Source organism: Alcanivorax sp. HI0044 (genome assembly GCF_001634945.1).
On the sequence record NZ_LWEZ01001151.1, the window covers coordinates 1 to 23,899 of the forward strand.

The window sequence follows — 23,899 nt, forward strand, 5'->3', positions numbered from 1 at the left end:
GGCGGCGATGCCCGCACTGAGATTGGCGAGCAACGGGGTGCTGAACAGAGCCAACGCTGCCATGACCGCCACGGGCAGGGGCAGCAAGGTGTAGGGGGATACCGGCAAGCGTTGCCACTGCCTGTGTTTGGGGTGCCAGAGGGGCAGTTGCAGGGTGCTGCGTTGCAGGCCAAAGAAAGCGCCGAACCAGACCAGCAGTGGTGCCGTGGCACCGTGGAACGGAATCTGCCCCGGGCTCGCCAGCAACAGGTAGCCAAAGCCACTGAGCAGGCAGCCGAGTATCCACAGGGCGAATACCCGGCCATGGCCAAGGCGGCGCTCCAGAGTGGGGGCCAGCGGTGCCAGCAGCAATAGGGTCGCCAGGCTCAACCAGAGCGAACCGCCGGTGAACGGTGCGGTAAAGAAACGGGCCGGGCGCGGCGAGCTGTCCGGCAGGCCCCAGCGGTACAGATTGCTGGCAGCCACTTGTGCGGGAATCTGCTCGCGCAGGCGGTTCCATTGTTCGATCTCGGCGGACGACCAGAAATCCCGGGCGCGGCGTTTGCTGTCGGTCACGAAGTCGTCGGCGAACAGGGCGGCGCCGTAGACGTGGGCGTCCATGCCTGCGTTTTGTTCCAGCCGTTGTGACAGGTCGCTTTGATTGTTGAAGCGAAGCCAGGAGAGGTAGTTGTCCCATTCCAGGGTTTTCAGGCCGCCGTTCTGGTACCAGCCAAGAACGGGCTGGACGGCGTTGCCGTTATTGAAGAACTGGCCGGCGAGCAGGGTAATGGCCAGCACCGCCATTACCCAGGGGGGGGTGCGCCAGGCAGGTGCCGCCTGGTCAGTCGCTGTCTGCGCCGTGGTCGGTTTCGTCATTGTTGTTATCCCCCGGCGGTGTCACCCGTAACAGTCGTATTGTACGGCCGTCAGCACTGAGCACGGTGACACGGAAGCCTTCCAGGGTGATGCTTTCATCACGGCCTGGCAGGCGTCCAAACTTCTGCATCACCAGTCCCCCGATGGTGTCGAACTCTTCATCGCTGAGGTGGCAATGGAAGTGTTCGTTGAAGTCGTCGATGGGTGTCAGCGCCTTGACGGTGTATTCGTTGTTATCCAGATCCTTGATCAGGTAGTCGTCTTCTTCGATATCGTGTTCGTCTTCGATTTCGCCGACGATCTGTTCCAGCACATCTTCAATGGTAACCAGCCCGGCCACGCCGCCGTACTCGTTTACCACGATGGCCATGTGGTTGCGGCTGATACGAAATTCACGCAGCAGCGAATCCAGACGTTTTGATTCTGGCACTACCATAGCCGAACGGATGTGATCTTTGATCGCAAAACGCTCCATACGGGCGGGATCAAGGATTAACGGTAGCAGATCCTTGGCGAGCAGGATGCCGATGACTTCATCCGGGTCGTCGCCCAGTACCGGGAAGCGGGAGTGGGCGCAGTCGATAATGGTGGGCAAAAAATCCCTTGGGTCGGAGCTGGCCTTGATGCTGACCATTTGCGAGCGGGGAATCATGATTTCACGCACCTGCATGTCTGCCACGCAGATGGCGCCTTCGATGATGCCCAGGGTGTCGCCGTCGATGATGTGGGTGTCGCGCATGGAGCGCATCAGTTCCAGTAATTCGCTCCGGTCGCCCGGAGTGGGTGAGAAAAACTGGCCGACACGCTCCAACCAACTTCGGCTGGTACCGTTATCCGAAAAATCGTCCGACATCAGGGATTAAACTCCGTGTTTTCAGGTTGCGCCTGGCTGTCTTCCTGCACAGGACTGTAAGGATCAGGAAAGCCTTGCTCACCGAGGGCGCGGATTTCCAGGGTTTCCATGACGAGGGCATCGTCATCGTCAATATGATCATAACCCAGCAGGTGCAGCACACCGTGGGTGACCATGTGCGCCCAGTGGGCATCCAGCGGTTTGTGCTGTTCGCTGGCTTCGCGCCGTACCACCGCGTCGCAGATAACGATGTCTCCCAATAGCGGTTCTACCGCGCCTTCCGGCAGCCCCTCGGGCATGTCAAAAGGAAAGGACAGCACATTGGTGGGAGCGTCCTTGTCGCGGTAGTCACGGTTGAGGGTGCGAATCTCGTCTTCATCCACGATGCGCAGGGTAATGTCGCCCACCACACCTCCTGCGGCAATGGCCGCATGGCGTACCCATTCACATAAATGGGGTTCGTCGGGGGCGTCCGGGGCGTCGCTGGCCCACTGGATATCAACGGTCGGTGTCGGTATCCCGCTCATGACGGTCGTAGGCCTCTACAATGCGTTGAACCAGCGGGTGGCGAACCACGTCGCGGCTATCGAACCGGGTCACCCCGATACCTTTGACTCCGTCCAGCACTTCCAGCGTGTTGACCAGGCCGGAGCGTTGATGGCGGGGCAAATCCACCTGGGTTACGTCGCCGGTAATGACCGCGCGCGTACCAAAGCCGATCCGGGTAAGGAACATTTTCATCTGTTCCGGGGTGGTGTTCTGGGCTTCATCCAGAATCACGAAACTGTTGTTCAGGGTGCGCCCGCGCATGTACGCCAGCGGCGCCACTTCGATGACCATTCTGTCCATCAGCTTGGCCACTTTTTCAAAGCCGATCATCTCGTAGAGAGCATCGTAAAGCGGGCGCAGATAGGGATCGATTTTTTCCGCCAGGTCGCCGGGCAGAAAACCCAGTTTTTCACCGGCTTCCACCGCCGGGCGCACCAGCAGAATGCGTTGCACCTCGGCTTTTTCCAGGGCATCCACGGCGCAGGCTACGGCCAGCCAGGTCTTGCCGGTACCCGCCGGGCCCACGCCGAAATTGATGTCGTGTTTGCGGATCTGTTTGACGTATTCGCGCTGGTGCGCGCCGCGGGGCTTGATGCGTACCCGTTTGGTACGGATCAGTACGTCCTCGCCGGGAAACGGCACGGTGTTGTCTGCGCGGGCGTTACCGGCCTGGTCAGCCACGTTGGACTGTTGCAGGTGCAGGTGCACCATTTCCGGGGTCAGCTCGGTGCCGTCGCGGGTCTGGTCGTAGAGTTCACTGAGAATGGCCCCGGCCGCATCCACGGCGTCGGCGTCTCCGGCCAGGTGAAACTGGTTGCCGCGATTGAGGATTTCCACGTGCAGGCGCTGCGCGATCTGCTTGACGTGCTCATCCAGGCGGCCACAGAGGCTGGCCAGTCGACGGGAATCGTTGGGTTCGAGGCTGATGTGCTGTGAAACGAGTGGTGTGTCCAAGATGGAAAAGGTGGCCCTTCGGGCTGTTATGGTGGCTTTCAGAATACCCCGAAGCCAGGCTCCGGGGAAGCGAAATTACCGTTGCAGGCTAGCGATTCCGGGGCCTGCCAGCAAGGCAGGATTTGTCCCTGTCGGACAACCGGTGGTTTGTGGTTCCCACAAGCGCCTTACCCATATCACCTAAAACATTACCTCCTGTTACATCCGCCGGTTTCTTCTGCGGGTAATGGAAGCAGGACTCAGGGTCCTGCCCACCCGGCCTGCTGGCCGGAATGGATATCCATCAAGGAGAGAAGGCATGAATGCGAATGGCAAAGGTTTTATTTGGCTTTCACCGCTGGCCATGGCGGTGGCGCTGGCTGGTTGTGGGGGAGACGATGATCGTCGTTCCCTGGTCCCCGGGCCAGGCCTGGGCGAGGGAAACCAGCTGCTGGTGATGCATAACGGTAGCGGTAACGCCGGGGAGGTTGATCTGCTGGATGCTCGTCTGAACGTGCAGCAAACCTTCAATGCAGATGCCAACGAAGGCATTGCCCTGGATCTGCTGGGGAATCTGTACGCGGCTAATGACAGTGGCGGCAGCCCGAGCAGCCTGCAAACCCTGCACAGGATCGTGGAGCGGAATAATAACGCCTCTGCAGTACCGACCCTGGATCGGGTTTTTCCGGCCAATGGGTCCATGACACTGAAAGGGATCGCCATTGCCCATGAGGCCGGGCTGGTGATGGCTGCCAATGTGGGCGGCAACAGCGTGGAAGTGTTTGGCTCTGCTGCTGGTGAGAATGCCGTGCCACTGGCCAGCACGGCTCTGCCCGGCAACGCCTGGGATCTGGCCTATGATGAAGCGTCTGACCGACTCTTCCTGGCGATGACCAATGGCACCGTGTTGGTGGTGGACGATTATGTTGATGGCGGCTTCATGACGACGCCTTCCCGTACCATTACCCCGGATTCTGCTGGCCCGGTATCGAATATTCACGGTATCGCTTACCAGTCGGATAGCGACACTCTGGTGATCACCGATGTGGGTGATGCTGCCGTGGCTGATGATGGGCGTCTGTATGTGATCGGTAATGCGTCTACGGCGAATGGCAGTGTGACGCCGTCCCGTTCTCTGGCCGGGCCTGCGACCCTGATGGGTAACCCGGTGGACTTGGTGCTGGATGGCAACAAGGCTTACATCGCAGAAAAGTCCAATGATGCCGTCCTGGTCTACAACGATGTGCTGTCGGGCAGTTCCGGTGATGTGGCCCCGGATGAAGTGGTCGACAGCCTCAAACCGGAATCCCTGGCGCTGGTGGTTGAGCAGGAGCCGGTGGTAGACCTCTCAGACATTGATGAGACCGGCACCGACTTTACCGGGGTGGCGGTGACCAGTAATGCCCCGGCGCTGCCCGGCGATCCGGATGTGGTGGTGCTGGATCTGGATCTGGGCGCCATGCAGCGCGGTTTCACCACGGGACTGGACCGGGAAAGTCTGGCTTTCAATCAGATGGGTGATGCCTATATTTCCTATGACACCGGGCTTGCCGTGATCAACCGCCTGGCCACCGGTCGTGACGGAGAGATGTTCAGTGCCAGTCGGGATCGAGTGATCGAAGGCGCAAGCACCGGGTTGTCTTCACCCAAGGGCTTTGATGTGGCCGATCAGCTTGGCTGGGTTCTGGTGACGGATAATGGCAGCCCGGCGGTGCGGGTGTTCGGCGCCCAGGCCGGTGGCGATGTGCCACCGTTGTTCAGCACCATGCTGAGTGTGGCGCCCTGGGATCTTGACTATGACCCGGAGGAAGATCGTCTCTTTGTGGCGCTTACCGATGGCACCGTGGCGGTATTTGATGACTACAGTACCGAGCGTGGCGGTGGCGGTGCGGACCGGGTGATTACCCCGGCTGAGGGTGGGGTGGCATTTAGCGCGCCGACCAACCTGCACGGCATCGTCCATGTGGCCGAAACCGATCAGCTGATTCTCTCGGATGTGGGCAGCGGCGCGAACCCCACTGATGGCAAGCTGTATGTGCTCAATGACGCATCTACGGCAGACGGGGTAACCGATGTGTCGGTACGCATTGATGACGAGGACAACAGTGCGGTCGGGGCCACCCAGTTGGGTAACCCGGTGGACATCGCTTTCGATGGCGAGCACCTGTATGTGGCGGAAAAGTCACAAGGTATGGTGCTGCGTTTCGATAACATTCTGGACTCCGCAGGTGGCGATGTGGCTCCGTCGCTGAGCTGGATGCAGTCGGCACCGGAATCTGTGTCACTGATCAGTGAAGATCTGGCGCGCTCACCGGAGTAAGTCAGCACTGCCGTCTTGACACAGTCTTCTCGTGGGGTGGTGGAGGATCAAGCTTCCACCACCCTTTTGGGAAACGTGTTCATGGATGATACCCCTCCAGATCTTGAGGTTGGCAATGCCCTGATGCTGGCTTGTGCCAGTGGCGATCGACAGGCATTCCACCAGCTTTACCTGAACGAGGCGCCACGCATGTTGGCGTTCGCCCGGCGCTTTACCGGTGAGTCAGCATCAGCGGAGGATGCGTTGCAGGATACTTTTGTCCAGGTTTGGAAGAACGCCAATCGTTTTCGCCGTGAACGGGGGAGTGCCCGTTCCTGGCTTTACGCGGTGCTTCGTTATCGTTTGCTGAATCAGCATCGGCGAGACTCCCGTTATCCGGCGGGTGATTTTCCGGACCAGGATTGGCCGGACCCGGGCTTGTCCCCGGAGCAATGTTACCTGGCGGGAAGTGATCGAAAAATCATGATTGAGTGCCTTAAAACATTAAGGGTGGAGCGTCGCCGTCCCATTCTCATGGCGTATTATATGGGGCTTTCCTATGAGCAGATTGCCGACTCCCTGTCGGTGCCGCTTGGCACCATCAAGAGCCGTATCCGTTCCGGTCTGAAAACCTTGCAGGCGTGTTTGCAGCTATGATCCCTGATGACCGGCAAGGACAGCATTTGCTGATAGCCGAGTACGTGCTGGGTTTGCATGATGCGCAGCGCCAGCAGGAAATTGCTGCCTGGCTGGATCGGGATGCTGAAGCCTCGCGAATGGCCAGCCAATGGCAGGAGCACTGGTTGGGGGCAACGGAACTGCTGGAGCCGGCACCATTGCCGCCACGGCTATGGCGCAGGGTGGCTCGCCGGGCAGGGCTGGCCCGGCCATGGTGGCAGCTGGCATGGCAGAGTCCCGGCTTGTGGCGGACCATGACCGCCTCGTTACTGGTGGTGGTGGCCTTGTTACTTGGTCCACTGCGCCAGGACGCCCCGGCGTACACGGTGGTGCTGCAGGCTCCCGGCGAAGCGTCGTCGCCGGGGTGGCAGATCACCGTCTCCAACGCGGGTGATTTGCAGCTGAAACCACTGGTGGAAAACCGTTACTCGGCCCAGCACAGTGTGCAGTTCTGGACCCTGAAGGACCCGGGCAGAGGGCCCCGGTCGCTGGGGTTGGTGGAGCCGAGTCAGCCGATGGTGATTCCCGCTTCGCAGGTTGGCGGGGTACAAAGTGGACAGCTGTTTGAGCTGACCCTTGAGCCGCCGGGTGGCTCCCCTGGCGACCGGCCAACGGGCCCGGTGCTGTATATTGGGCGGGCTGTGGCCCTGTAGTCGTCGACGACCGATCAGGCAGGTGTAACCCGGGGGCCCAGATTGCCGTCACAGGTGACGGTCTGTAGCTGGCGCGGATGCACAAACAGAGTATCTCCCGGTTGTGCATCCAGCGCTTGCCAGGCGTCCCGGCTCAGTTCCACTTCCATCACCTCCGCCGGCCAGCCCAGCGCTTCCAGTTCCAGTGTTACCGTGCCGCCAAACACGCTGCGTGCGCCCAGTTTGACGGGCAGGTTGGCGCTGTCACTGGGGGTTTTGCTCAGGTCCGCCTCGTGGGGGCGCAGGTAAAGGGTGAGTTCACCATCCGGGCAGGCGCCTTCGGTGGTGAGGCGCAGTTGCGCGTTGCCTGCTTGCCAGCTGCGCCCGTCGTAGTGCCCCTTCAGAGCATTGATGTGCCCCAGGAAATCGAACACGAAGCGGCTGGCCGGTTGCTCGTAGACGGTGAGCGGTGAGGCCATTTGTTCGATGCGGCCCTGGCTCATCACCACCACCTGGTCCGACACTTCCATGGCTTCTTCCTGGTCGTGGGTCACGAAGATACTGGTGACAGAAATTTGTTCGTGCAGATGACGCAGCCAGCGGCGCAGCTCCTTGCGCACTTTCGCATCCAGCGCCCCAAAGGGTTCGTCCAGCAACAACACGTCCGGTTTCAGGGCCAGTGCCCGGGCCAGGGCCACGCGCTGTTTCTGCCCGCCGGATAATTGGGCCGGGTAGCGGCCGGCCAGGTGGCCAAGCTGGACCAGATCCAGCAGTTCATTCACCCGTTGGCGAATGTCGCCACGTGAGGGGCGTTCCTTGCGTGGCAGCATACGCAGGCCAAAAGCCACGTTGTCGGCCACGGTCAGGTGGCGGAACAGGGCATATTGCTGAAACACAAAGCCGACTTTGCGCTTGCGTACGTCCAGGTTGGTGACGTCCTTGCCGTGGAACAGCACCTTGCCTTGGTCGGCTTTTTCCAGCCCGGCGATGATGCGCAGCAGGGTGGTCTTGCCGGAACCGGAGGGGCCGAGCAGGCCGACCAGCTGGCCTTCCTGAACATCCAGATTGATGTCGTCCAGCGCGGTGAAATCGCCGAAACGCTTTTGAATCTGTTCGACACGAATGCTCATGGAGTGTCCTGTTCGGTTTTCTGTTCAGTGGCATTGTCCGTGTTGTGCTGTGTGGCCCATTCCAGCACGGTTTTCAGCAGCAGGGTAACCAGCGCCATGGCGGCCAGCAGGCCGGCCGCGGTAAAGGCGCCCACGGTGTTGTAGTCCTGATTCCACATCTGCACCAGCAAGGGCAGGGTCAGGGTCTGCCCGCGAATCAGGCCGGAGACCACGCTCACCGCACCGAATTCACCCACCGCCCGGGCGTTGGTGAGTACCACCCCGTACAGCAGCGCCCAGCGGATTTTCGGCAGGGTGACATACCAGAAAGCCTGCCAGCCGGAGGCGCCAAGAATGATGGCTGCTTCTTCTTCGTGCTGGCCCTGGGACTCCATTAACGGAATCAGCACCCGTGCCACATAGGGGCAGGTAACAAAAACGGTGACCATGACCATGCCGGGCAGGGCGAACATGAGCTGCACGCCCATGCCGCTGAACCAGTTACCCACCACGCTCTGGGCCCCGTACACCACCAGATAACACAGCCCGGCGACCACCGGGCTCATGGCGAAGGGGATGTCGATAAGGGTGCTGAGCAGTTTGCGGCCGCGGAACTCGTAACGGGTAACGCACCAGGCCAGCAGAATGCCGAACAGCAAGTTCACTGGCACGGTGATTAACGCGACGATCAGGGTCAGCTTGATGGCGCCGAGCATGTCCGGGTTGGTCAGATTCTGTTGCACCATGGCCCAGCCCTGGCTGAAGGCTTCGGTGAAAATCAGCGCCAGTGGCATCACCAGCAAGATGGCGACCGCAGCAAACGCTGCGATGACAAGAAGCCACTGATGCCAGTGGCGGGGGCGTTCATGCATGGTCAGTGCCCCTTCCAGCGACGGGTCAGACGGGACTGCACCAGCTGGATGCCGAAGAGCAGCACCAGTGAAGCGACCAGGATCACCGAGGCCAGCGCGCTGGCGGCGGCGTAGTCGAATTCATCCAGGCGGATGTTGACCAGCAGCGACAGGATTTCGGTTTCGAAGGGCATATTGCCGGCGATGAAAATCACCGCACCGTATTCCCCCAGACTGCGGGTAAAGGCCAGGGCAGTGCCGGTGAGCAGGGCTGGCATCAGCTGCGCGAGGATCACCCGCGTAAAGGTGGCCATGGGCGTGGCGCCCAGGGTGGCGGCGGCTTCTTCCACGTCGGGCGTCAGGTCTTCGAGCACCGGCTGCACGGCCCGCACCACGAAGGGCAGGCTGGTGAAACTCATGGCGATCATGATGCCCAGAGGCGTGTAGGCGACACTGATTCCCACCGCTTCAAACCATTGCCCCAGCCAGCCGTTGGCGGCAAACAGGGCCGACAGCGTCAGCCCGGCCACGGCGGTGGGCAGGGCGAACGGCAGGTCCACCAGCGCATCCATCAGGCGCCGGCCGGGGAAGCGGTAGCGGGTAATCACCCAGGCCAACAGCAGGCCGACCACGGCGTTGATGCCGCTGGCGCCGGCGGCGGCCAGCAGGGTCACGCGGAAGCTGGCCAGTGAGCGGGGGTCGGTAATCACACCCCAGTACTGGGCCCAGCTCATCTGTGAAACATGGATGGCAAGTCCGGACAGAGGCACCAGAATCACCAGACAGATAAACAACACGCTCAGCGCGAAGCTGAGCGTGAAGCCGGGTAAAACGGAATGTTGGGTTCGCAGTAGGGGCACTGTCTGTTGGCGCGGTTTAGCGCAGGCTCCGGGCCTTGGCTTGCAAGCGATCCAGCTCGCCACCAGACGCAAAGTGGGTCTTCTGGGCGTCCGCCCAGGAGCCGAAATAGTCTGCCACTTCCAGCAGTTTCACCGGGGGGAACTGGTCGGCGGTTTCCTTTACCACGGTGTCGTTATGCACCCGGTAGTTGAAGCCGGCCAGCAGCCGCTGAATGTCTTCACTGTAGAGGAAGTTCAAGTATTCAGTGGCGACTTTACGGGTGCCTTTCTGGTCCACCACCTTGTCCACCACGGTAACCGGGAATTCGGCCAGCACGGAGGTTTTCGGCACTACCACGTCGTAGTCGTCGCTGCCGTACTGCTTGCGGATGTTGTTCACCTCCGACTCGAAGCTGATCAGCACGTCGCCGATTTCACGCTCGGCAAAGGTGACGGTGGCCGCGCGCCCACCGGAATCGAATACCGCCACGTTGGCGAGAAACTGGGCCATGTAATCGCGGATCTTTTCTTCATCCCCGTCCAGGCGATCACTGGTGGCCATCCAGGCAGCCAGGTAGGTGTAGCGGCCGTTGCCGGAGGTCTTCGGGTTGGGGAACACCACACTGACGTCGTCTTTCGCCAGGTCGGCCCAGCCCTGAATGTTTTTCGGGTTGCCCTTGCGCACCAGGAATGCGGTGGTGGAGTAGTAGGGGCTGGAGTTGTTGGGTAGGCGGGTGTTCCAGTTCGCCGGGATCAGGTTGCCCTTGTCGTGCAGCACGTTGACGTCGGTGACCTGGTTAAAGGTCACCACATCGGCTTTCAGGCCCTGCAGGATGGCGCGGGCCTGTTTGGAGGAACCGGAGTGGGACTGCTGGATGGTGACGTCTTCGCCGGCCATTTCCTGCCAGTGGGCCTGGAATTTCGGGTTCACGGCGGCAAACAGTTCACGGGCGATATCGTAGGAGCTGTTCAGCAGGGTCTGCTGGGCACTGGCGGCGCCGGCGATGGCCAGCAGCAGAGCGGAAATCCACACACGCATGGTTTGTCCTCACAAATAGATCGGCGTTGGTCAACACGAATGAGGTTCAAGTCTATATAACCAGACGCTAATTAAAAGCTGTTCGGGTGGAACGAATCGCTATAACGATATGAGCCCGGCAAGGCCCGGGCTAGCCCGGGTTGCGCGGATCGCTGCCCAGCAGGGAATTGCTGTACGCCTGGGCAATGGTCACATCCACGAACTTGCCGATCAGGTCGGTGTCGTCGCACTGGAAGTTCACCACCCGGTTGTTTTCCGTGCGGCCCTTGAGCTGGCCCGGGTCCTTCTTGGAGAAACCATCCACCAGAATGCGCTGGGTGCTGCCCACCATTTTGCGGGAGATGTCCTGGGCGTTCTGGTTGATGCGCTGCTGGAGAATCGCCAGGCGCTGCTTCTTCACGTCCACGTCCACATCGTCGGGCAGGTCCGCCGCCGGGGTGCCGGGGCGGGCGCTGTAGATGAAGCTGAAGGACATGTCGAAGCCGATATCATGGATCAGGTCCATGGTGTCTTCGAAGTCCCGGTCGGTTTCGCCGGGGAAGCCGATGATGAAATCCGAGCTGAAGGAAATGTCCGGACGAATGCGCTTGAGCTTGCGCAGCTTGCTCTTGTATTCGAGCACCATGTGGTTGCGCTTCATCATGGCGAGAATGCGGTCGGAGCCGGATTGCACCGGCAGGTGCAGGTGGCTGACCAGTTCCGGCACGTCTTCGTACACCTGAATCAGCGCATCGGAAAACTCCACCGGATGGCTGGTGGTGTAGCGAATGCGGTCGATGCCGTCGATGTCACGGATCAGGCGGATCAGGTCGGCCAGATCCAGGGTATCGCCATCGGCGCCCACGCCCTGGTAGGCGTTCACGTTCTGGCCCAGCAGGTTGACCTCACGCACACCCATGTCCGCCAGGTGCTGGATTTCACTGAGCACGGGCTGAACCGGACGGCTGACTTCTTCGCCGCGGGTGTAGGGCACCACGCAGAACGTACAGTACTTGGAGCAGCCCTCCATGATGGAAACGAAAGCGGAGGGGCCGTCTACGCTGGGTTCCGGAAGGTTGTCGAACTTTTCGATTTCCGGGAAGGTCACATCAATGGCCAGCTCGCGGGTGCTGGCGGCCTGGGTAATCAGGCCGGGCAGGCGGTGCAGGGTTTGAGGACCAAATACCACGTCCACATAGGGTGCACGGTCGCGGATGGCATCGCCTTCCTGGCTGGCCACACAGCCGCCCACGCCGATAATCATGTCGGGTTTGGCGTCTTTCAGCTTTTTCCAGCGGCCCAGCTGGTGGAAGACCTTTTCCTGGGCTTTTTCCCGGATAGAACAGGTGTTGAGAAGCAGCACATCCGCTTCTTCCGGGTTGTCGGTGGGCTCCAGGCCGTGGCTGGATTCGAGCAGGTCCACCATGCGAGTGGAGTCGTACTCGTTCATCTGGCAGCCGTGGGTCTGGATAAACAGCTTACGTGCCATGGGTTGCCTAACCGTCAAATAGAGTGAAAATGGGCGCGGATTATACCGCTGACTGCTGCAAACTGCGAACCGGAGAATTCATGCGAAAACTGCTGTATGTGCTGCCATTGCTGGCAGCGTTGGTGCTGGCCGGGTGTGGCAAGCAGGAAAGCGACCTGCCAGTGAATACGAGGCTGGGGGGTGATTTCACCCTGACAGACCAGAATGGCGAGCCTTTTCAGGCGGAAAAATTGAAGGGCCAGGTGTCAATCCTGTTCTTTGGTTACACCCATTGCCCGGATATCTGCCCGGCGGTATTGGCCCAGGTGGCGCAGGTTTATCGCCATTTGGAAGAAGAGGGGGTGGCCGATCAGTTACAACCGGTGTTCATTACGTTCGATCCCGAGCGCGATACGGCGGCCCACCTGAAGGAATACCTGCCCTGGTTCAAGGCGGACATGATTGGCCTGACCGGTAGCCTGGAACAAATTCGCGAGGTCGCCAAGCAGTACGGTGTGGTCTTTATCAAGGATAAGGAGGCTGACGAGCAGGGGTACCTGTTTACCCATAGTGATTACATTTACCTGCTGGATGACCAGGCGCGGGTGCGCAAGCTGTATCCGGCGGATTTCAAAGTTGATGAGGTGGTAGCGGATGTTGAATCGCTTTTGTAAAACGGCATGTCAGGCGGCGGCCCTGGCGGCGGCCCTGGGTGCGGGCGTCGCTAACGCCGACGTGAGTATTTCCGGTGGCTGGCTGCGAGCGGTGCCGCCGGTATCGCCGACCATGGCCGGGTACCTCACCGTAACCAACAACGGGGACACCAGCGTAAAAATTACCGGGGCACGCAGTGATATTGCGGGCCATACCATGCTGCACAGCATGACAACCCTGGATGACGGGACGCGCAAGATGGGGCACTTGCACCACATCATGCTGGCGCCGGGGGATTCTTTCTCCCTGACACCTGGAGGGGACCATTTGATGCTGATGAAGCTGCAACGTGTCCCGCAGCCCGGGGAGTCGGTCACGGTTTGCTTGTTGCAGGCTGAAGGGGACGCACTGTGTTCGGCGTTGCCGGTGCGCCGCGAGGCGCCAGAGGAGTCTTGAATCCCGACCGTAATTACGGATAATGCCATTCTTTCGTCGTAGTAAAACTTTAATGAAAAAGACGAAGTGTCTGTGGGGAGACTATGAGAAAGGTATTGTCCGTCTTGCTCGGCGCGTCGCTGGGTGCTGTCCCGTTATGGGCTGGTGCTGCTGATAGCGATGTAGAGCAGACGCTGCGTGAGTATCAGCAGCGCCTTGAAAAGCTGGAACAGCAACAGGTTGAAAGCAGCCTGACACAGCCCGAGCGGCTGCGTATCAATGGATTCCTCTCCGCCGGCATGAGCCGTGCCGAGGCGGACACCACCTTGGGTGAGGACGGCAGCTACATCGATGGCTCCGGTGATAAGTGGAGTCATGATTCCCTTACCCGTGCCGGCGTGCAGTTTAACGCCCAGCTCACCGACAAGGCCGAGGCGGTGGTTCAGCTGTTTGCCTCCGGGGCCGATGATTTCAATGCGGAAGTGCAATGGGCCTACCTGGACTACGACGTTACCGAGAGCGTCAGCGTCAAGGCGGGGCGTATTGTGGCGCCGTTCTATCTGCATTCACAGTATGTGGATGTGGGTTATGCCTATCCCTGGGTGTCGTTGCCTTCCGAGGTGTATCAGCTGGCGCCCATCAAAACCATGGAAGCACTGGAAGCGACCTGGGGGTTCAATACCGGCCCGGTCAGCCATCGGCTTAGTGGCTTCTGGGGCTCCAGCACTGTGGATGGCGGGCCGCGTACCAACAATGCGCAATACCAGGCTGACGATCTTGCCGGTATGAATCTGACCAGCCGCTGGCGTGACTGGACCGTGCGGGCGGCATACACCGCAGCGGATGTGTCCGTGGGCCAGGATGATCTGGATGCGCTGATTCCTGCCACCGCGTTGGGGTTGTCCTTTGACGAGGTGTACACCTACTTCGCCGGTCTGGGCCTGCAATATGATGACGGCAGCTGGTTCATGTCTGCTGAGGTAGCGCGGCTGGACTTTGGTAACTGGTACCCCAGCAGTCAAAGCGGCTATGTGAGTGTGGGCAAGTACCTGGGCAAATGGATGCCGCTGCTGACTTGGGCAGAAGTGGACCCCCGTGATCTGGATTCCTCTTTGCCTGGCCCGATCAATGATGGCCTGGCCGAGCAGCAGAAAAGCTGGACGGCGGGATTACGTTACTCGCTCACCGATTCCATCGCCCTGAAAGGGGAGTTCAGTTACTACTACGACTTCTCCGATGATGAGGTTTCTACCACGGGGTTCTTTGTCACCGACCCGGGGGCAGAGATGGAAGATGATCATGCCACCATTGTGCGTCTCAGCGCCGATCTGGTCTTTTAAGGGAGAATGATAATGAAGAAATGGATAATTTCATTGCTCCTGACGCTGTCGGCCACGCTGCACGCCGAGCCGGTTGTAGTGGTTTCCGCCAGCAGCGAATTGACCGTGCTGACCCAGGACGAAGTTCGCCAGTTGTTTAATGGTTTGACTCGCCGCGCGTCCGGGGTCGCCTTGAAACCTCTGGATCTGCCAGCCAAAAGCACTGAGCGCACCAGCTTTTATCAGCAAGTGTTGGGCAAAAGCGCAGAGCAGATGAAAAGTTATTGGGCCAGGATGATTTTCACCGGCCGTGGCATGCCGCCCCGGGAAGTGTCCAGCAATCGCGAGATGGTAATGCTGATTGGCAGTAATCGAAATTTCATCGGGTACGTGGACGAAACAGAGGTCACGCCACAATTAAAAGTGGTATATCGACCCTGACTGTGTTGTTTAACCCGCCTCTCCGGCGGGTTTTTTTTGGCCGTTGATTAGAGTGGGTGCTCTGCGGTGCCGGTGCGTACCTGTCCTTACGTTAGTGTAGCGTCTGGTGGGGATGGGGCTGTTGTTCCGCTACGTTTCGTTCCCGCAGAAAAATGATGTCGGATTACGCCCTTCGGGCTAATGCGACCTACAAGCGTTTATTCGTACGCCTCTGTTACACATAGGATGGCGCGCATACACTGCCTGCATGCGTTTACTCATTCTGATTGTCCTCACTATTTTTCCGCTGTTGGTGCCCGCCGATTGTGCCCAGCTTGCGCCTGCCCGTGGTGTGCCTGCAGCGTCTGACCAGACATGGGCACTGGCCACCCTGAATCTGTGGCGCCTGCGCGATGACCACAAGAACAGCGAGCTGGATGTCCCTGTGTCGTCTGCGTTGCTGAAGGCACGGGTGAATGCCGTCGCGGAATTTATTGTGGAAGACCTGAAGGCGCCGCATGTTCTGGCACTCCAGGAAGTGGAAAACCAGGCAGTGCTGGATCGGCTGGCGGAGCGGTTGGCGCAGCGTGGTTACCGGTATCGTTCAGCGCTGCGTGAGGGTAATGATCCTTCGGGTTTGGACGTGGCAATAATGTATCGCTCACCGGTTAACATTGGGTCGGTGAGCGCTCTTTTTTCAGACCAGCAATTCCATGGTCATGCGTTGTACTCACGCCCCCCGTTGGTGGTTACTCTTGAAGCGCCGCTTGCTGCGAAGGTCGTGGTGGTGCATTGGCGCAGCGCGCGGAATTTGAAGAAAACCTGGGTTCATGAAAAAAGGCAGACTCAGGCGGCCTTGTTGGCCAACTGGGTAACGATGCAGACCTCGCCATTGATCGTGGCGGGGGATTTCAACACGACCCGGGACGCAGGTCGTTTCTCTGACAGCTATGAACGGTTTGAACAATCGGGCTTGCTGAATCTTTGGTCGTTCTTGCCTGAAAAGGAGCGCTACAGTTTCCGCCACCGTTGTCGGCCGCAAGCGCTGGACCATATCTGGGTGTCACCTGGATTGAAAACCACTGTCAGCAAGGTTGCGGTGAGTCGTGGCAATGCGGGTCGTTACGATAGTCTCTATGGCAGCCAGGGGGTGGCCCCAATTTCAGACCATGATGCACTGGTGGTGTATTTTTCAATTAAGAGATAAAGAAAAGTGAGGGGTGTTGCGTGAAGCGTGAGGCATGTAGCGTCAATGAAAAAAGCGCCGCAGGGTTGCTTGCGTGCTTGCGAGGACCAGGGAGAGCCCTGCGGCGTAAACAGTGGGCGACCGCAGTCGCCCGAAGGAGCGTGTTTGATCTTGTGCCTTACAGGGCGAACTCGTAGGAAACGCTCATTACGACGTCGTCATCCCAGGTCTCTTCGCCGGCAACATCTTCCTGATCTACGATTTTGGACGCAGTAAAGGTGAACTGGTCGGTGACGGCGTAGCTCAGATCCACGTGGGTGTAATCTGCCAGGGTGCCATCGACTTCCGGATCGCCATCGAAGTCGTAGTAACCTGCACTAATACCGTATTTGTCGTAGCCGTAGCCCAGTGCGAAGTAGTTGTCCTTGTTGTCTACGGCGTTGTCGCCGTGGCCTACTTCGCCAACCCCGATGAAGGCATCGGCGCTGAAGCCGGCAAAGCCTGCACCCACATGCACTTCTTCGAAGTCAGCACTGGAAGCCGGATCAGTGGCACCGGTGCCGCCGGAGGTGTAGTTGTAATCGATGTAGCTGATGTCATAGCTGAAGCCGCCGGCTTCGCCACCAAAACCCGCGTACAGGTCATACTCGGTGTCGTCGGTTTCAGAGGATGCCCAAGCGCCTGCGTACAGGCCGGAAGCGTGGGCGTAATCCACACTGCCGTATACCGCTGCGCCGTCAGTCAACTGCTGACCACGCCACAGGTACTGGCTGGATGCACCCAGGGTGCCGCTGACTTCCGCCGCAGCAATGGCAGGGGCCAGGCTGGCAGCAATCACTGATGCCGCCAGAACGGTTTTCTTCAGACCAAATACGTTTTTCATGTGCAACCCTCTTAACAAGTCTAATTCGTTCAGTGTGCGCAGGTGACGCACCGCCAATTCGGCTCATCAGGGTTACTGCAGAGACTGTGCCAATTATTGTTATTCTTTTTATAACAATAATTTAGCTTGTTTTAGGTGGGGTGTTTGGAGGTTCGTGCAGGGGGAGAAAGGAAAGCGGTGCACGATAATGGTGCTCGGCACCGCTTTGGTGCGGCAGTTATGGGCATTCCCAATCGGTCAGAACCGCATCGGCTGAGCCGCCAGCCGTGTCTTGCAGCGACAGCCCGCACTGATCATTTTCGTAAACAAAATGGGCGTTGTATTTGCTGTTGGCAGTAGGCGTGAACAGCAGGGCAACCTGACAGCGATCGCGGCTATGGTTATTGCCCGGGCGATTGAAGGCTACGCCGATTCGGGTGGGCTCCCCTGCGGTGACGGTGGTAGTGACTTGCGGGCTTTTCTTGAGGGCTTCGCGCAGATCGCCCAGCGCCTCGCTGCCACTGCTTGTCAGGGCATATTCTGTGGATTTGAAGCCTTTTCCGGGGACACACACCATTGGCTGGGCAGAAATACTGTTGCCAGTGAAGGTGACGGTGGCGGTATCGTCACCGCTGGGGGGTTGATAGTTCAGGTGTTGGCAGCCGGCCAGCAAGAATGCACAGGCAGTCACGAGGTATTTCATAGAAAATTCCTGTTGGGTTGTGCTCAGTATAAGGCAATGCAGAGCAAGCAGAGCGTGATTCGGCGGTGCCTTGAGTCAAAGTGATCCAATTTTGGGCACCGGGCATGCCCGGGTCAATGCAAGGCTGGGGCCAACTAGCGCGACGCACGCAAAGCATCAGGTGTCATCTCGGTAGTGTTAAGAGGCCCTAAACCAGTGCTCAATGGCTTGGCGGGTGAGGCGTTGCTTTTCCTTCGGGGTGGGCAACCAATTGCCGGCATTGCTGGCCATGGCGGTGAGGAACTCGAAGAAGGGCAAATGTTGGCGCAGCACCCGGTGGTGGCGGTGGCTGATCATCGGGTTGAAGTAACCGAAGAAATCCAGCATCTGGCGCGGGTTCTTGCGCACCCAGAGCCAGGATCCCATTTCCAGGGTGAAGGGCAGAAAGGTGTGATCCGGCTGTTGTTCCTGGGCGTCGTCGTACAGGTAATCCCAGAGATCCCCGTGGGTAGTGTAGTTAATCGACTGGGGTTCGATCAGATAGGGATGGTGATTCGGATAGGTCTGCTCAAAGACCTGTTTGAGCCGGTATACCTCGGCGATATGTGGAATGGGCCGGTGGCTGCGAGCGTAGCAGCACCAGACCCGGTCACGGCGGCCAAAGCCGCTGTGGCAATCCAGGCTCATGGAGAACGGTGAGCAAAACAGCTTCTCTCGCACGGTGCGGATCACCGCCTGGGCCTCGGGCTCCATGGGCTCGCCGCTTTTTCCCCGATACCAGGGTAAATGCCTGCTGATGCGATGACCGCCTACCAGAAAAGGGACTTTGCCCATGGCGTCCACCGGAGCGTTGCGCATCAGGTCCACGCCATTGGGGTTACTGCGGGTGCGGCGCCAGATTCCGCCAGGGTTGATCATGGGCATGAACACCAGGCGGACTTTTTCCAGTCGCCGGTGAAGCTGGTCATCCCATTGCAGTCGATGGATCAGGCTGTGCAGCCAGGACATCAGCACCTGGCTGCCGATCCGTTCCACGCCGTGGACTCCGCCGAAGAAACCCACCACCGGTGCGTTGGGGGAGCGGCTTCCCAGCTCGATGACATGAACGGGCAGGGTCAATTCCCCCATGGGTACCTGATGCACGGTGTTGACACGCAAATGCCGTTCCCCGTGACGGATTAATGCATCCAGTTCCAGCAGTTCCGGCAGGTGGCGTTGCAGCAGGTAGAGCTTTTCTTCCATAGGTCACTTTCATCCACAGTGACGCTTACCTTAACGGCACTGGGTAACAGAAATGTGACGACAGAAGCCACAAGACGGAAGCCTGGGCTCTCTTTTTCCTTTCACCAAAGTGTGATCGTGCTGTCAGCAGACTGTCATGGCGGGTTTCTAGCGTGAAGGACAGGATGTTTCATCACCTGGCGGGCGGAATGCTTCGTCCGGATGTCATCACAACGGAAGGGCGACTGTGGCCAAGCCAGACATTCAGCCTCACGATTCTGTTGATACCTTGCGCACCGGTGACCTGCTGCTGTTCTCCGGTCGGGGTTTTACCAGTGATGTAATCCGGGTGTTCACCCGCAGCCCCTGGAGTCACATTGGCATGGTGCTCCACCTGCCCGGCCAGCCGGAACCGCTGGTGCTGGAGTCCACTACGCTTAGTGAGTCTCCGGATGTGACCCTGGGGCACCCGGTTGCCGGTGTTGCGCTTGTTCCATTGCACAGAAAAATCCGGGATTACCCGGGGGCCGTAGCAGTGCGTCGCCGGCACGGCCCGGACCTCTCCGAGCGTCAGCGCCGGATGGTGGCGCGCATGGCGCGTCGACTTCTGCATCGGCCCTACAAAAATTATGTGCTTTGTAATGCGCTGGACGTGCTCACCGGGTTTACCCGTCGGCCGGACCAGAGAGGCTGGTTTTGTTCCGAGCTGGTGGCTGAACTCTATCGCCGCCTTGGCTGGCTACCGCTGGATATACGGCCAAGCACCCTGGTGCCTGGTCATTTTGGTTCGCGGCATATGCGCCTTCAGCATGGCAAGCTGGGGCCTGTGGAGTGGTTAAAGTCGGCACTGCCCTTGGACGAACTGAGCCATGAGGATGGCGGTAACTTTACAGCCAGCGCCGAACTTTTTTCCGATATGCCTGCCATTGCTCACCGAACTGCTGGGCATGAAACGTTTCTTCCGCCGCAATCACATGTTGCTGGATAACCCAGATGACAGGCACCCACATCACCAGCATGCCGGTGCTGTGCTGAGCCAGGGCCATGGCCAGGTGCAGGCAGGCAAAGCCCAGGTAGATCGGGTTGCGGCTGAGCGAAAACACGCCGCCGGTGAGCAGAGTGTTGGCTGCCCGGTGGGGCATCAGTGTGGTGCTGGCCCGGCGCAGCTGAATCACTGCGCTGGCGGCAAGCCCGATACCCACAAGCACAAGCACCAGTGTGACCCACTGCTGGCCCGGGAAGTGTACCGCCGGAAGGGACAGCGCACGGTCCAGCCCATACCCCATCAGCAGTCCACCCAGGAACAGGGCGGGTGGCGGCATCATGACCTGGGGATGTTCAAGCGACATGGAGTCTCCTTTTTGCGTTGGCCGGCGTTGATTCAGGTTTCAATTGTATCCGGGTCAGCCCGCTTTTATCACAGAAAATATCCGGCTGAAACGAAGGTCTGGCCGGCAACACCCACGACAGCGTTACCCACGATGAACGCAAGGAGACAAAAAGATTGCGCAATGGACTATTGATCGTTTGTGAAAAGCTGGGTTATGGTAATTCCAATCCCGCCTTTGTGGGAGTGATCGCGATCAAAAGCTGAAACAGCTTAATGCAACTGAACCGCCAAAGGGCTTAAACCGTGGCGGCAAGGCGCAGGCGTCACTCTCGCAGTCCAGATCTGACGTCCAAGCTACAGCCGCCAAAACGAATCAACCGTACCGTAATAACCTGCACAGGGGATACGCATGGAAGAGCGCGCGGCCAGACTCCACACCCTTTCCATTAACCACGCAAGCGCCAGCCAGAACGACAGCTCAACCCTCGAAGAAGACCAGAAAAAAACCTACGTCATTGATACCAATGTGTTGATCCACGATCCCAATTCATTACTCAATTTCGAGGAACACCGGGTAGTGATCCCGATGACGGTGCTGGAAGAACTGGACAAGCTCAAGAGCGGAAAATCGCATACGGCGGCGGATTGCCGAGCCGCGATTCGGCAGATCGACAAGGTGTTGGGCAGTGCGACTCCGCAGCAGGTGGAAGAAGGGATCCCGATTCCCCGCGGTGGCGACAACGCGCCCCAGGGCACGCTGACAGTCCTGATGGCAGAGCAGAACAAAGCCTCTGCGCCGCTGCCCAATGACCTGAATGACAACCGCATTATCAATGATGTGGTTGCCATGAAGAGCCAGTTTCCGGATCGCCGCTATATTCTGGTAACCAAGGATATCAACATGCGCCTCAAGGCGCGGGCCTGTGGTATCGAGTCGGAGGATTATCACAACGACCAACTGGTGTCGGACATCAAGCAGCTGACCCGGGGCTATTTTGAAGTGCCTGGCTCGTTCTGGGATCAGGTCACCCAGGTGGAAACCGAGCAGGTGGGCGTGGACACCCTGCATCATCTGTCACACGGGCTGTTGGTCAGTGAAATTCTGGGTGAAGAGGTCTATCCCAATCAGTACATCATCGATGAACAAGGCTTTGTTGGCCGGGTGATGACGGTGGATAACGGTGTGGTGACACTCCGCCATTACAAGGCGGATAGTCTGATGGAGCAAGAGGCCTGGGGACTGAAACCGATGAACATTCAGCAGGCCCTTGCCCTGCAGATGTTGTTGGACCCGGATGTGCACATCGTCACCCTGACCGGGGCGGCCGGGTCAGGGAAAACCATTCTGGCCCTGGCAGCGGCCATTGAAATGACTGTGGAGCAAAAGAGCTTCAACAAGATTATTGCCACCCGCTCCACACCACCACTGGCGGAAGATCATGGCTTTCTGCCAGGCACGGAAGAGGAAAAAATGGACCCGTGGCTGGGAGCGATCAATGACAACATTGAGGCACTGCACCTGAACGATGAAAACCCGTCCGGGAGCATTCAATATGTGAAAGAGCGGGCCAACATTCAGTTCAAGGCAATGAACTACATCCGCGGGCGCAGTTTCCAGAAATCCCTGATCCTGATCGATGAAAGCCAGAACCTGACACCTCACCAGATGAAGGCGATCATTACCCGGGCCGGGGAAGGTTCCAAGGTGGTATGCCTGGGCAACCTGGCGCAAATCGATACGCCCTACCTGTCGCCAACCAGTTCCGGGTTGACCTACATGACCGAACGATTCAAACGGTTCGAGCATGGTGGCTCGGTGCAGCTGAACGGGGTGCCCAGGTCCAAGCTGGCGGAGTATGCGGAGTCGTTTCTCTAGCAGTTGATAGTTAACAGCTAAACCCCTCGCGGTTGTGTTGTGTTCCTTCGGAAACAAAAAGGCCGCGCCCATGGTTTGGGCGCGGCCTCTTAGGTTTCAAATCAAGTCTGTCTTTCTCGCGTAGCTGTCAACTATCAACTGTCAATTATCTTTTTACACGCCTCGGACTGATAGAAATCGTCCAATACCCATTCGATGAAGGGTTCCAGTACGCCTTGTTCAACCAGAACAGTGGCGCCCTGTGCCAAGGCCGGCGTGGCGAACTCGCGGATCCGCTCTTCGCTGATCTGCATGCCCTCAAGGACGGTTTTCAGCGGTTTATCCATCAGCGATGCCACGGCCGCATGGATACCTACGCTAACCAGGCGGCGTGTGTAGGCCAGGCGGGCACTTTCATCGGTGATCGCGCAGCTTTGCGCCACCACTTCCGCCACGGCGCCTTCAGGTACCATCTTCATGTAATTCGCGGGTTTAAGCGGGGCAGCGCGGCGGTAGCCATCACGCGCCAGTTGTTGAATTCGCTCGTTGGTTAATTGCTTGTTCAGCCATTGCTCACCGGTTTTCAGGGTGACGCGAATATTCTTCTGCAGGTAGGTGCGAATGGATTCCTCCATGCCGCCCATGGCTTTGCCGACCATGCTTTTGCGGCCCATCTTCATCATGCTGCTAACACCGGGCAGTTTCGCCAGTGCATTTTCTTCCAGCAGGAAATTCTTGATGCCGGTATAAAGCATTTCGCTGACCATTTCGCTGACCAGTGGATGGTTCATGGCCGCGTGAATGGCTTTTTCCCGCAGGCTTTGCAGTTTCAGGACCTGCTCAAGAATGGCCTCGAAGTGTTCTTCACGAAGTAGCTCACCAATGGTGGCGTCATCCTGTTCTGCGGCTTCCCATACGGCAAGACTCACGTCGCGTATGACGTCCTGCAATCCGCGGGCACTGAGCGCTTCCTGTAGCCACTGATCCACGACCTGTACAAGGCTGTCCTGATCTACCAGGTTGCCGAGCGGAATGTCGATAAGCAGGTCGCCCGCCTGGGCCATGAGGCCCTGCCAATGTTCCGGGGCCTGCAGCTGTTGGGTCAGATGTGCCTTGTGGGCATCGCGCAGTGCGCTAATCAGTGCGTCGGAGGGCATGGTGATACAACCTCATTGTTATTCGGTTCTGAATATTAGGAATGATCCTGGGCCTGGTGTATATCACGCAGGTTTCTGTTTCGCGGCGGAGCCCACCGCTCTGACAACCATATTGCGGCATTCGTACGACACTGTATGTAACCGGGAAGACTGTTGCCAGGGGCGCTAGTGCAAACGTTACGGGTGGGGGCGGGCCCGTGAAGTATTGCGACAGCATTTGGCAGGCAGCTGGGCGGGAGCCTGATGCTTTATTGATGCAGCGCAATGCTTGACACCCGAGTGTGGCGTTCAATGGTGCCGTGATGGCCTGTGAGGGGACTCACTCCGGGTTTTGTTAACAGAGGGGAAGAGTATGAAACTGCGCGGACAGGGAAAAAGTGTGCTGATGTTGTCATCAGTATTGTTGGCCGGGCCTGCGATGGCACATGAATCCGGTGATTTCATTGTACGCATGGGGGGCATCAAGGTTGTCCCTGATGTTAGCAGTGATGCGTTCGATCCGGCATTGCCAGCGGTTGGCGGGCTAGAGGTCGATGTGGACGATGATACCCAGCTGGGGCTGACGTTCGCTTACATGGTGACAGACAACATTGGTGTTGAACTGGTCGGGGCGACGCCGTTTACCCATGACATTGTTCTGGATACCGGTGGCGACGGGGTTGTGATTGGCGAAACCAGCCATTTGCCACCGACG

25 protein-coding genes are annotated in these 23,899 nt (G+C 58.7%); 11 read left to right on the forward strand and 14 right to left on the reverse strand.

Features of this window, described 5'->3' with window-relative positions; genetic code table 11:
• The 4 genes from A3730_RS14650 to A3730_RS14665 form a co-directional block, all read right to left on the reverse strand.
• Positions 1–855 (reverse strand): rhomboid family intramembrane serine protease (locus tag A3730_RS14650; RefSeq protein ID WP_156501214.1); only part of this gene is annotated, 855 nt, incomplete at its 3' end.
• The gene (locus A3730_RS14655; RefSeq protein WP_063518994.1) at positions 821–1,708 is read right to left on the reverse strand and encodes an HlyC/CorC family transporter; all 888 of its coding nucleotides are present in this window, start codon (positions 1,706–1,708) and stop codon (positions 821–823) included. The genes A3730_RS14650 and A3730_RS14655, both read right to left, overlap by 35 nt.
• Positions 1,708–2,235, reverse strand: coding sequence for an rRNA maturation RNase YbeY (gene ybeY, locus A3730_RS14660; protein ID WP_063518809.1), 528 nt, complete (start codon positions 2,233–2,235; stop codon positions 1,708–1,710). Before ybeY ends, A3730_RS14655 begins: the two co-directional genes overlap by 1 nt.
• Positions 2,207–3,211, reverse strand: a complete 1,005-nt coding sequence (locus tag A3730_RS14665) for a PhoH family protein (protein ID WP_063518995.1) — start codon at positions 3,209–3,211, stop codon at positions 2,207–2,209. The genes ybeY and A3730_RS14665 overlap by 29 nt, the downstream gene beginning before the upstream one ends.
• A 298-nt stretch (positions 3,212–3,509) precedes the next feature.
• On the opposite strand from A3730_RS14665, the gene A3730_RS14670 reads away from it, so the two are divergent.
• The 3 genes from A3730_RS14670 (at position 3,510) to A3730_RS14680 (ending at position 6,820) form a co-directional block, all read left to right on the forward strand.
• A complete protein-coding gene (locus A3730_RS14670) occupies positions 3,510–5,510 on the forward strand; it encodes a hypothetical protein (RefSeq protein ID WP_063518996.1) in 2,001 nt (666 codons plus the stop codon).
• Between the two features lie 81 nt (positions 5,511–5,591).
• Positions 5,592–6,146, forward strand: coding sequence for an RNA polymerase sigma factor (locus tag A3730_RS14675; protein WP_063518999.1), 555 nt, complete (start codon positions 5,592–5,594; stop codon positions 6,144–6,146).
• Positions 6,143–6,820 carry an anti-sigma factor domain-containing protein gene (locus A3730_RS14680; protein ID WP_063518997.1) on the forward strand — a complete coding sequence of 226 codons (678 nt, stop codon included), beginning with the start codon at positions 6,143–6,145 and terminating at the stop codon, positions 6,818–6,820. The genes A3730_RS14675 and A3730_RS14680 overlap by 4 nt, the downstream gene beginning before the upstream one ends.
• 14 nt (positions 6,821–6,834) lie before the next feature.
• On the opposite strand, the gene A3730_RS14685 is transcribed toward A3730_RS14680, so the two are convergent.
• From A3730_RS14685 to miaB, 5 genes are all read right to left on the reverse strand, one after another.
• The gene (locus A3730_RS14685; protein WP_063518998.1) at positions 6,835–7,929 is read right to left on the reverse strand and encodes a sulfate/molybdate ABC transporter ATP-binding protein; all 1,095 of its coding nucleotides are present in this window, start codon (positions 7,927–7,929) and stop codon (positions 6,835–6,837) included.
• Positions 7,926–8,780, reverse strand: a complete 855-nt coding sequence (gene cysW, locus A3730_RS14690; RefSeq protein WP_063537217.1) for a sulfate ABC transporter permease subunit CysW — start codon at positions 8,778–8,780, stop codon at positions 7,926–7,928. The genes A3730_RS14685 and cysW overlap by 4 nt, the downstream gene beginning before the upstream one ends.
• Before the next feature lie 2 nt (positions 8,781–8,782).
• Positions 8,783–9,610 (reverse strand): sulfate ABC transporter permease subunit CysT, encoded by an 828-nt coding sequence (gene cysT, locus A3730_RS14695; protein WP_063519290.1) that lies wholly within the window; start codon positions 9,608–9,610, stop codon positions 8,783–8,785.
• 25 nt (positions 9,611–9,635) lie between these two features.
• Positions 9,636–10,637, reverse strand: a complete 1,002-nt coding sequence (gene cysP, locus A3730_RS14700; protein WP_063519281.1) for a thiosulfate ABC transporter substrate-binding protein CysP — start codon at positions 10,635–10,637, stop codon at positions 9,636–9,638.
• Between the two features lie 130 nt (positions 10,638–10,767).
• Entirely contained in the window at positions 10,768–12,105 is a 1,338-nt protein-coding gene (miaB, locus tag A3730_RS14705; protein ID WP_063519282.1) for a tRNA (N6-isopentenyl adenosine(37)-C2)-methylthiotransferase MiaB, read from the reverse strand.
• A gap of 80 nt (positions 12,106–12,185) precedes the next feature.
• Between miaB and A3730_RS14710 the strand changes: the two genes are divergently transcribed.
• The 5 genes from A3730_RS14710 (at position 12,186) to A3730_RS14730 (ending at position 16,119) form a co-directional block, all read left to right on the forward strand.
• The gene (locus A3730_RS14710; protein WP_063519291.1) at positions 12,186–12,758 is read left to right on the forward strand and encodes an SCO family protein; all 573 of its coding nucleotides are present in this window, start codon (positions 12,186–12,188) and stop codon (positions 12,756–12,758) included.
• Positions 12,739–13,194 carry a copper chaperone PCu(A)C gene (locus tag A3730_RS14715; RefSeq protein ID WP_063519283.1) on the forward strand — a complete coding sequence of 152 codons (456 nt, stop codon included), beginning with the start codon at positions 12,739–12,741 and terminating at the stop codon, positions 13,192–13,194. The genes A3730_RS14710 and A3730_RS14715 overlap by 20 nt, the downstream gene beginning before the upstream one ends.
• Before the next feature lie 83 nt (positions 13,195–13,277).
• Positions 13,278–14,513 (forward strand): hypothetical protein, encoded by a 1,236-nt coding sequence (locus A3730_RS14720; protein ID WP_063519284.1) that lies wholly within the window; start codon positions 13,278–13,280, stop codon positions 14,511–14,513.
• A 12-nt stretch (positions 14,514–14,525) separates the two neighbouring features.
• Positions 14,526–14,933, forward strand: coding sequence for a hypothetical protein (locus A3730_RS14725; RefSeq protein ID WP_063519285.1), 408 nt, complete (start codon positions 14,526–14,528; stop codon positions 14,931–14,933).
• Between the two features lie 247 nt (positions 14,934–15,180).
• The gene (locus tag A3730_RS14730) at positions 15,181–16,119 is read left to right on the forward strand and encodes an endonuclease/exonuclease/phosphatase family protein (protein ID WP_063519286.1); all 939 of its coding nucleotides are present in this window, start codon (positions 15,181–15,183) and stop codon (positions 16,117–16,119) included.
• 157 nt (positions 16,120–16,276) lie between these two features.
• On the opposite strand, the gene A3730_RS14735 is transcribed toward A3730_RS14730, so the two are convergent.
• From A3730_RS14735 to A3730_RS14745, 3 genes are all read right to left on the reverse strand, one after another.
• Positions 16,277–16,981: a TorF family putative porin gene (locus A3730_RS14735; RefSeq protein WP_063519287.1), complete on the reverse strand. Its 705-nt coding sequence runs from the start codon at positions 16,979–16,981 to the stop codon at positions 16,277–16,279.
• Positions 16,982–17,198: 217 nt separating this feature from the next.
• Complete coding sequence (locus A3730_RS14740) at positions 17,199–17,663, reverse strand: hypothetical protein (protein ID WP_063519288.1); 465 nt, start codon at positions 17,661–17,663, stop codon at positions 17,199–17,201.
• 177 nt (positions 17,664–17,840) lie between these two features.
• Positions 17,841–18,884 (reverse strand): M14 family zinc carboxypeptidase, encoded by a 1,044-nt coding sequence (locus tag A3730_RS14745; protein ID WP_082872391.1) that lies wholly within the window; start codon positions 18,882–18,884, stop codon positions 17,841–17,843.
• Positions 18,885–19,110: 226 nt separating this feature from the next.
• Between A3730_RS14745 and A3730_RS14750 the strand changes: the two genes are divergently transcribed.
• Positions 19,111–19,851, forward strand: coding sequence for a YiiX/YebB-like N1pC/P60 family cysteine hydrolase (locus A3730_RS14750; protein ID WP_063519289.1), 741 nt, complete (start codon positions 19,111–19,113; stop codon positions 19,849–19,851).
• On the opposite strand, the gene A3730_RS14755 is transcribed toward A3730_RS14750, so the two are convergent.
• The gene (locus A3730_RS14755; RefSeq protein ID WP_231880549.1) at positions 19,751–20,212 is read right to left on the reverse strand and encodes an isoprenylcysteine carboxylmethyltransferase family protein; all 462 of its coding nucleotides are present in this window, start codon (positions 20,210–20,212) and stop codon (positions 19,751–19,753) included. The genes A3730_RS14750 and A3730_RS14755 overlap by 101 nt on opposite strands.
• Positions 20,213–20,602: 390 nt before the next feature.
• Here A3730_RS14755 and A3730_RS14760 point away from each other — a divergent pair, with 390 nt between their 5' ends.
• Positions 20,603–22,069 (forward strand): PhoH family protein, encoded by a 1,467-nt coding sequence (locus A3730_RS14760; protein ID WP_063538323.1) that lies wholly within the window; start codon positions 20,603–20,605, stop codon positions 22,067–22,069.
• Positions 22,070–22,203: 134 nt separating this feature from the next.
• On the opposite strand, the gene A3730_RS14765 is transcribed toward A3730_RS14760, so the two are convergent.
• Complete coding sequence (locus tag A3730_RS14765) at positions 22,204–23,205, reverse strand: hypothetical protein (protein ID WP_063538325.1); 1,002 nt, start codon at positions 23,203–23,205, stop codon at positions 22,204–22,206.
• A gap of 352 nt (positions 23,206–23,557) precedes the next feature.
• Between A3730_RS14765 and A3730_RS14770 the strand changes: the two genes are divergently transcribed.
• Positions 23,558–23,899, forward strand: a 342-nt coding sequence (locus tag A3730_RS14770) for an OmpW family protein (protein WP_304439502.1), incomplete at its 3' end; no start/stop codon positions are given.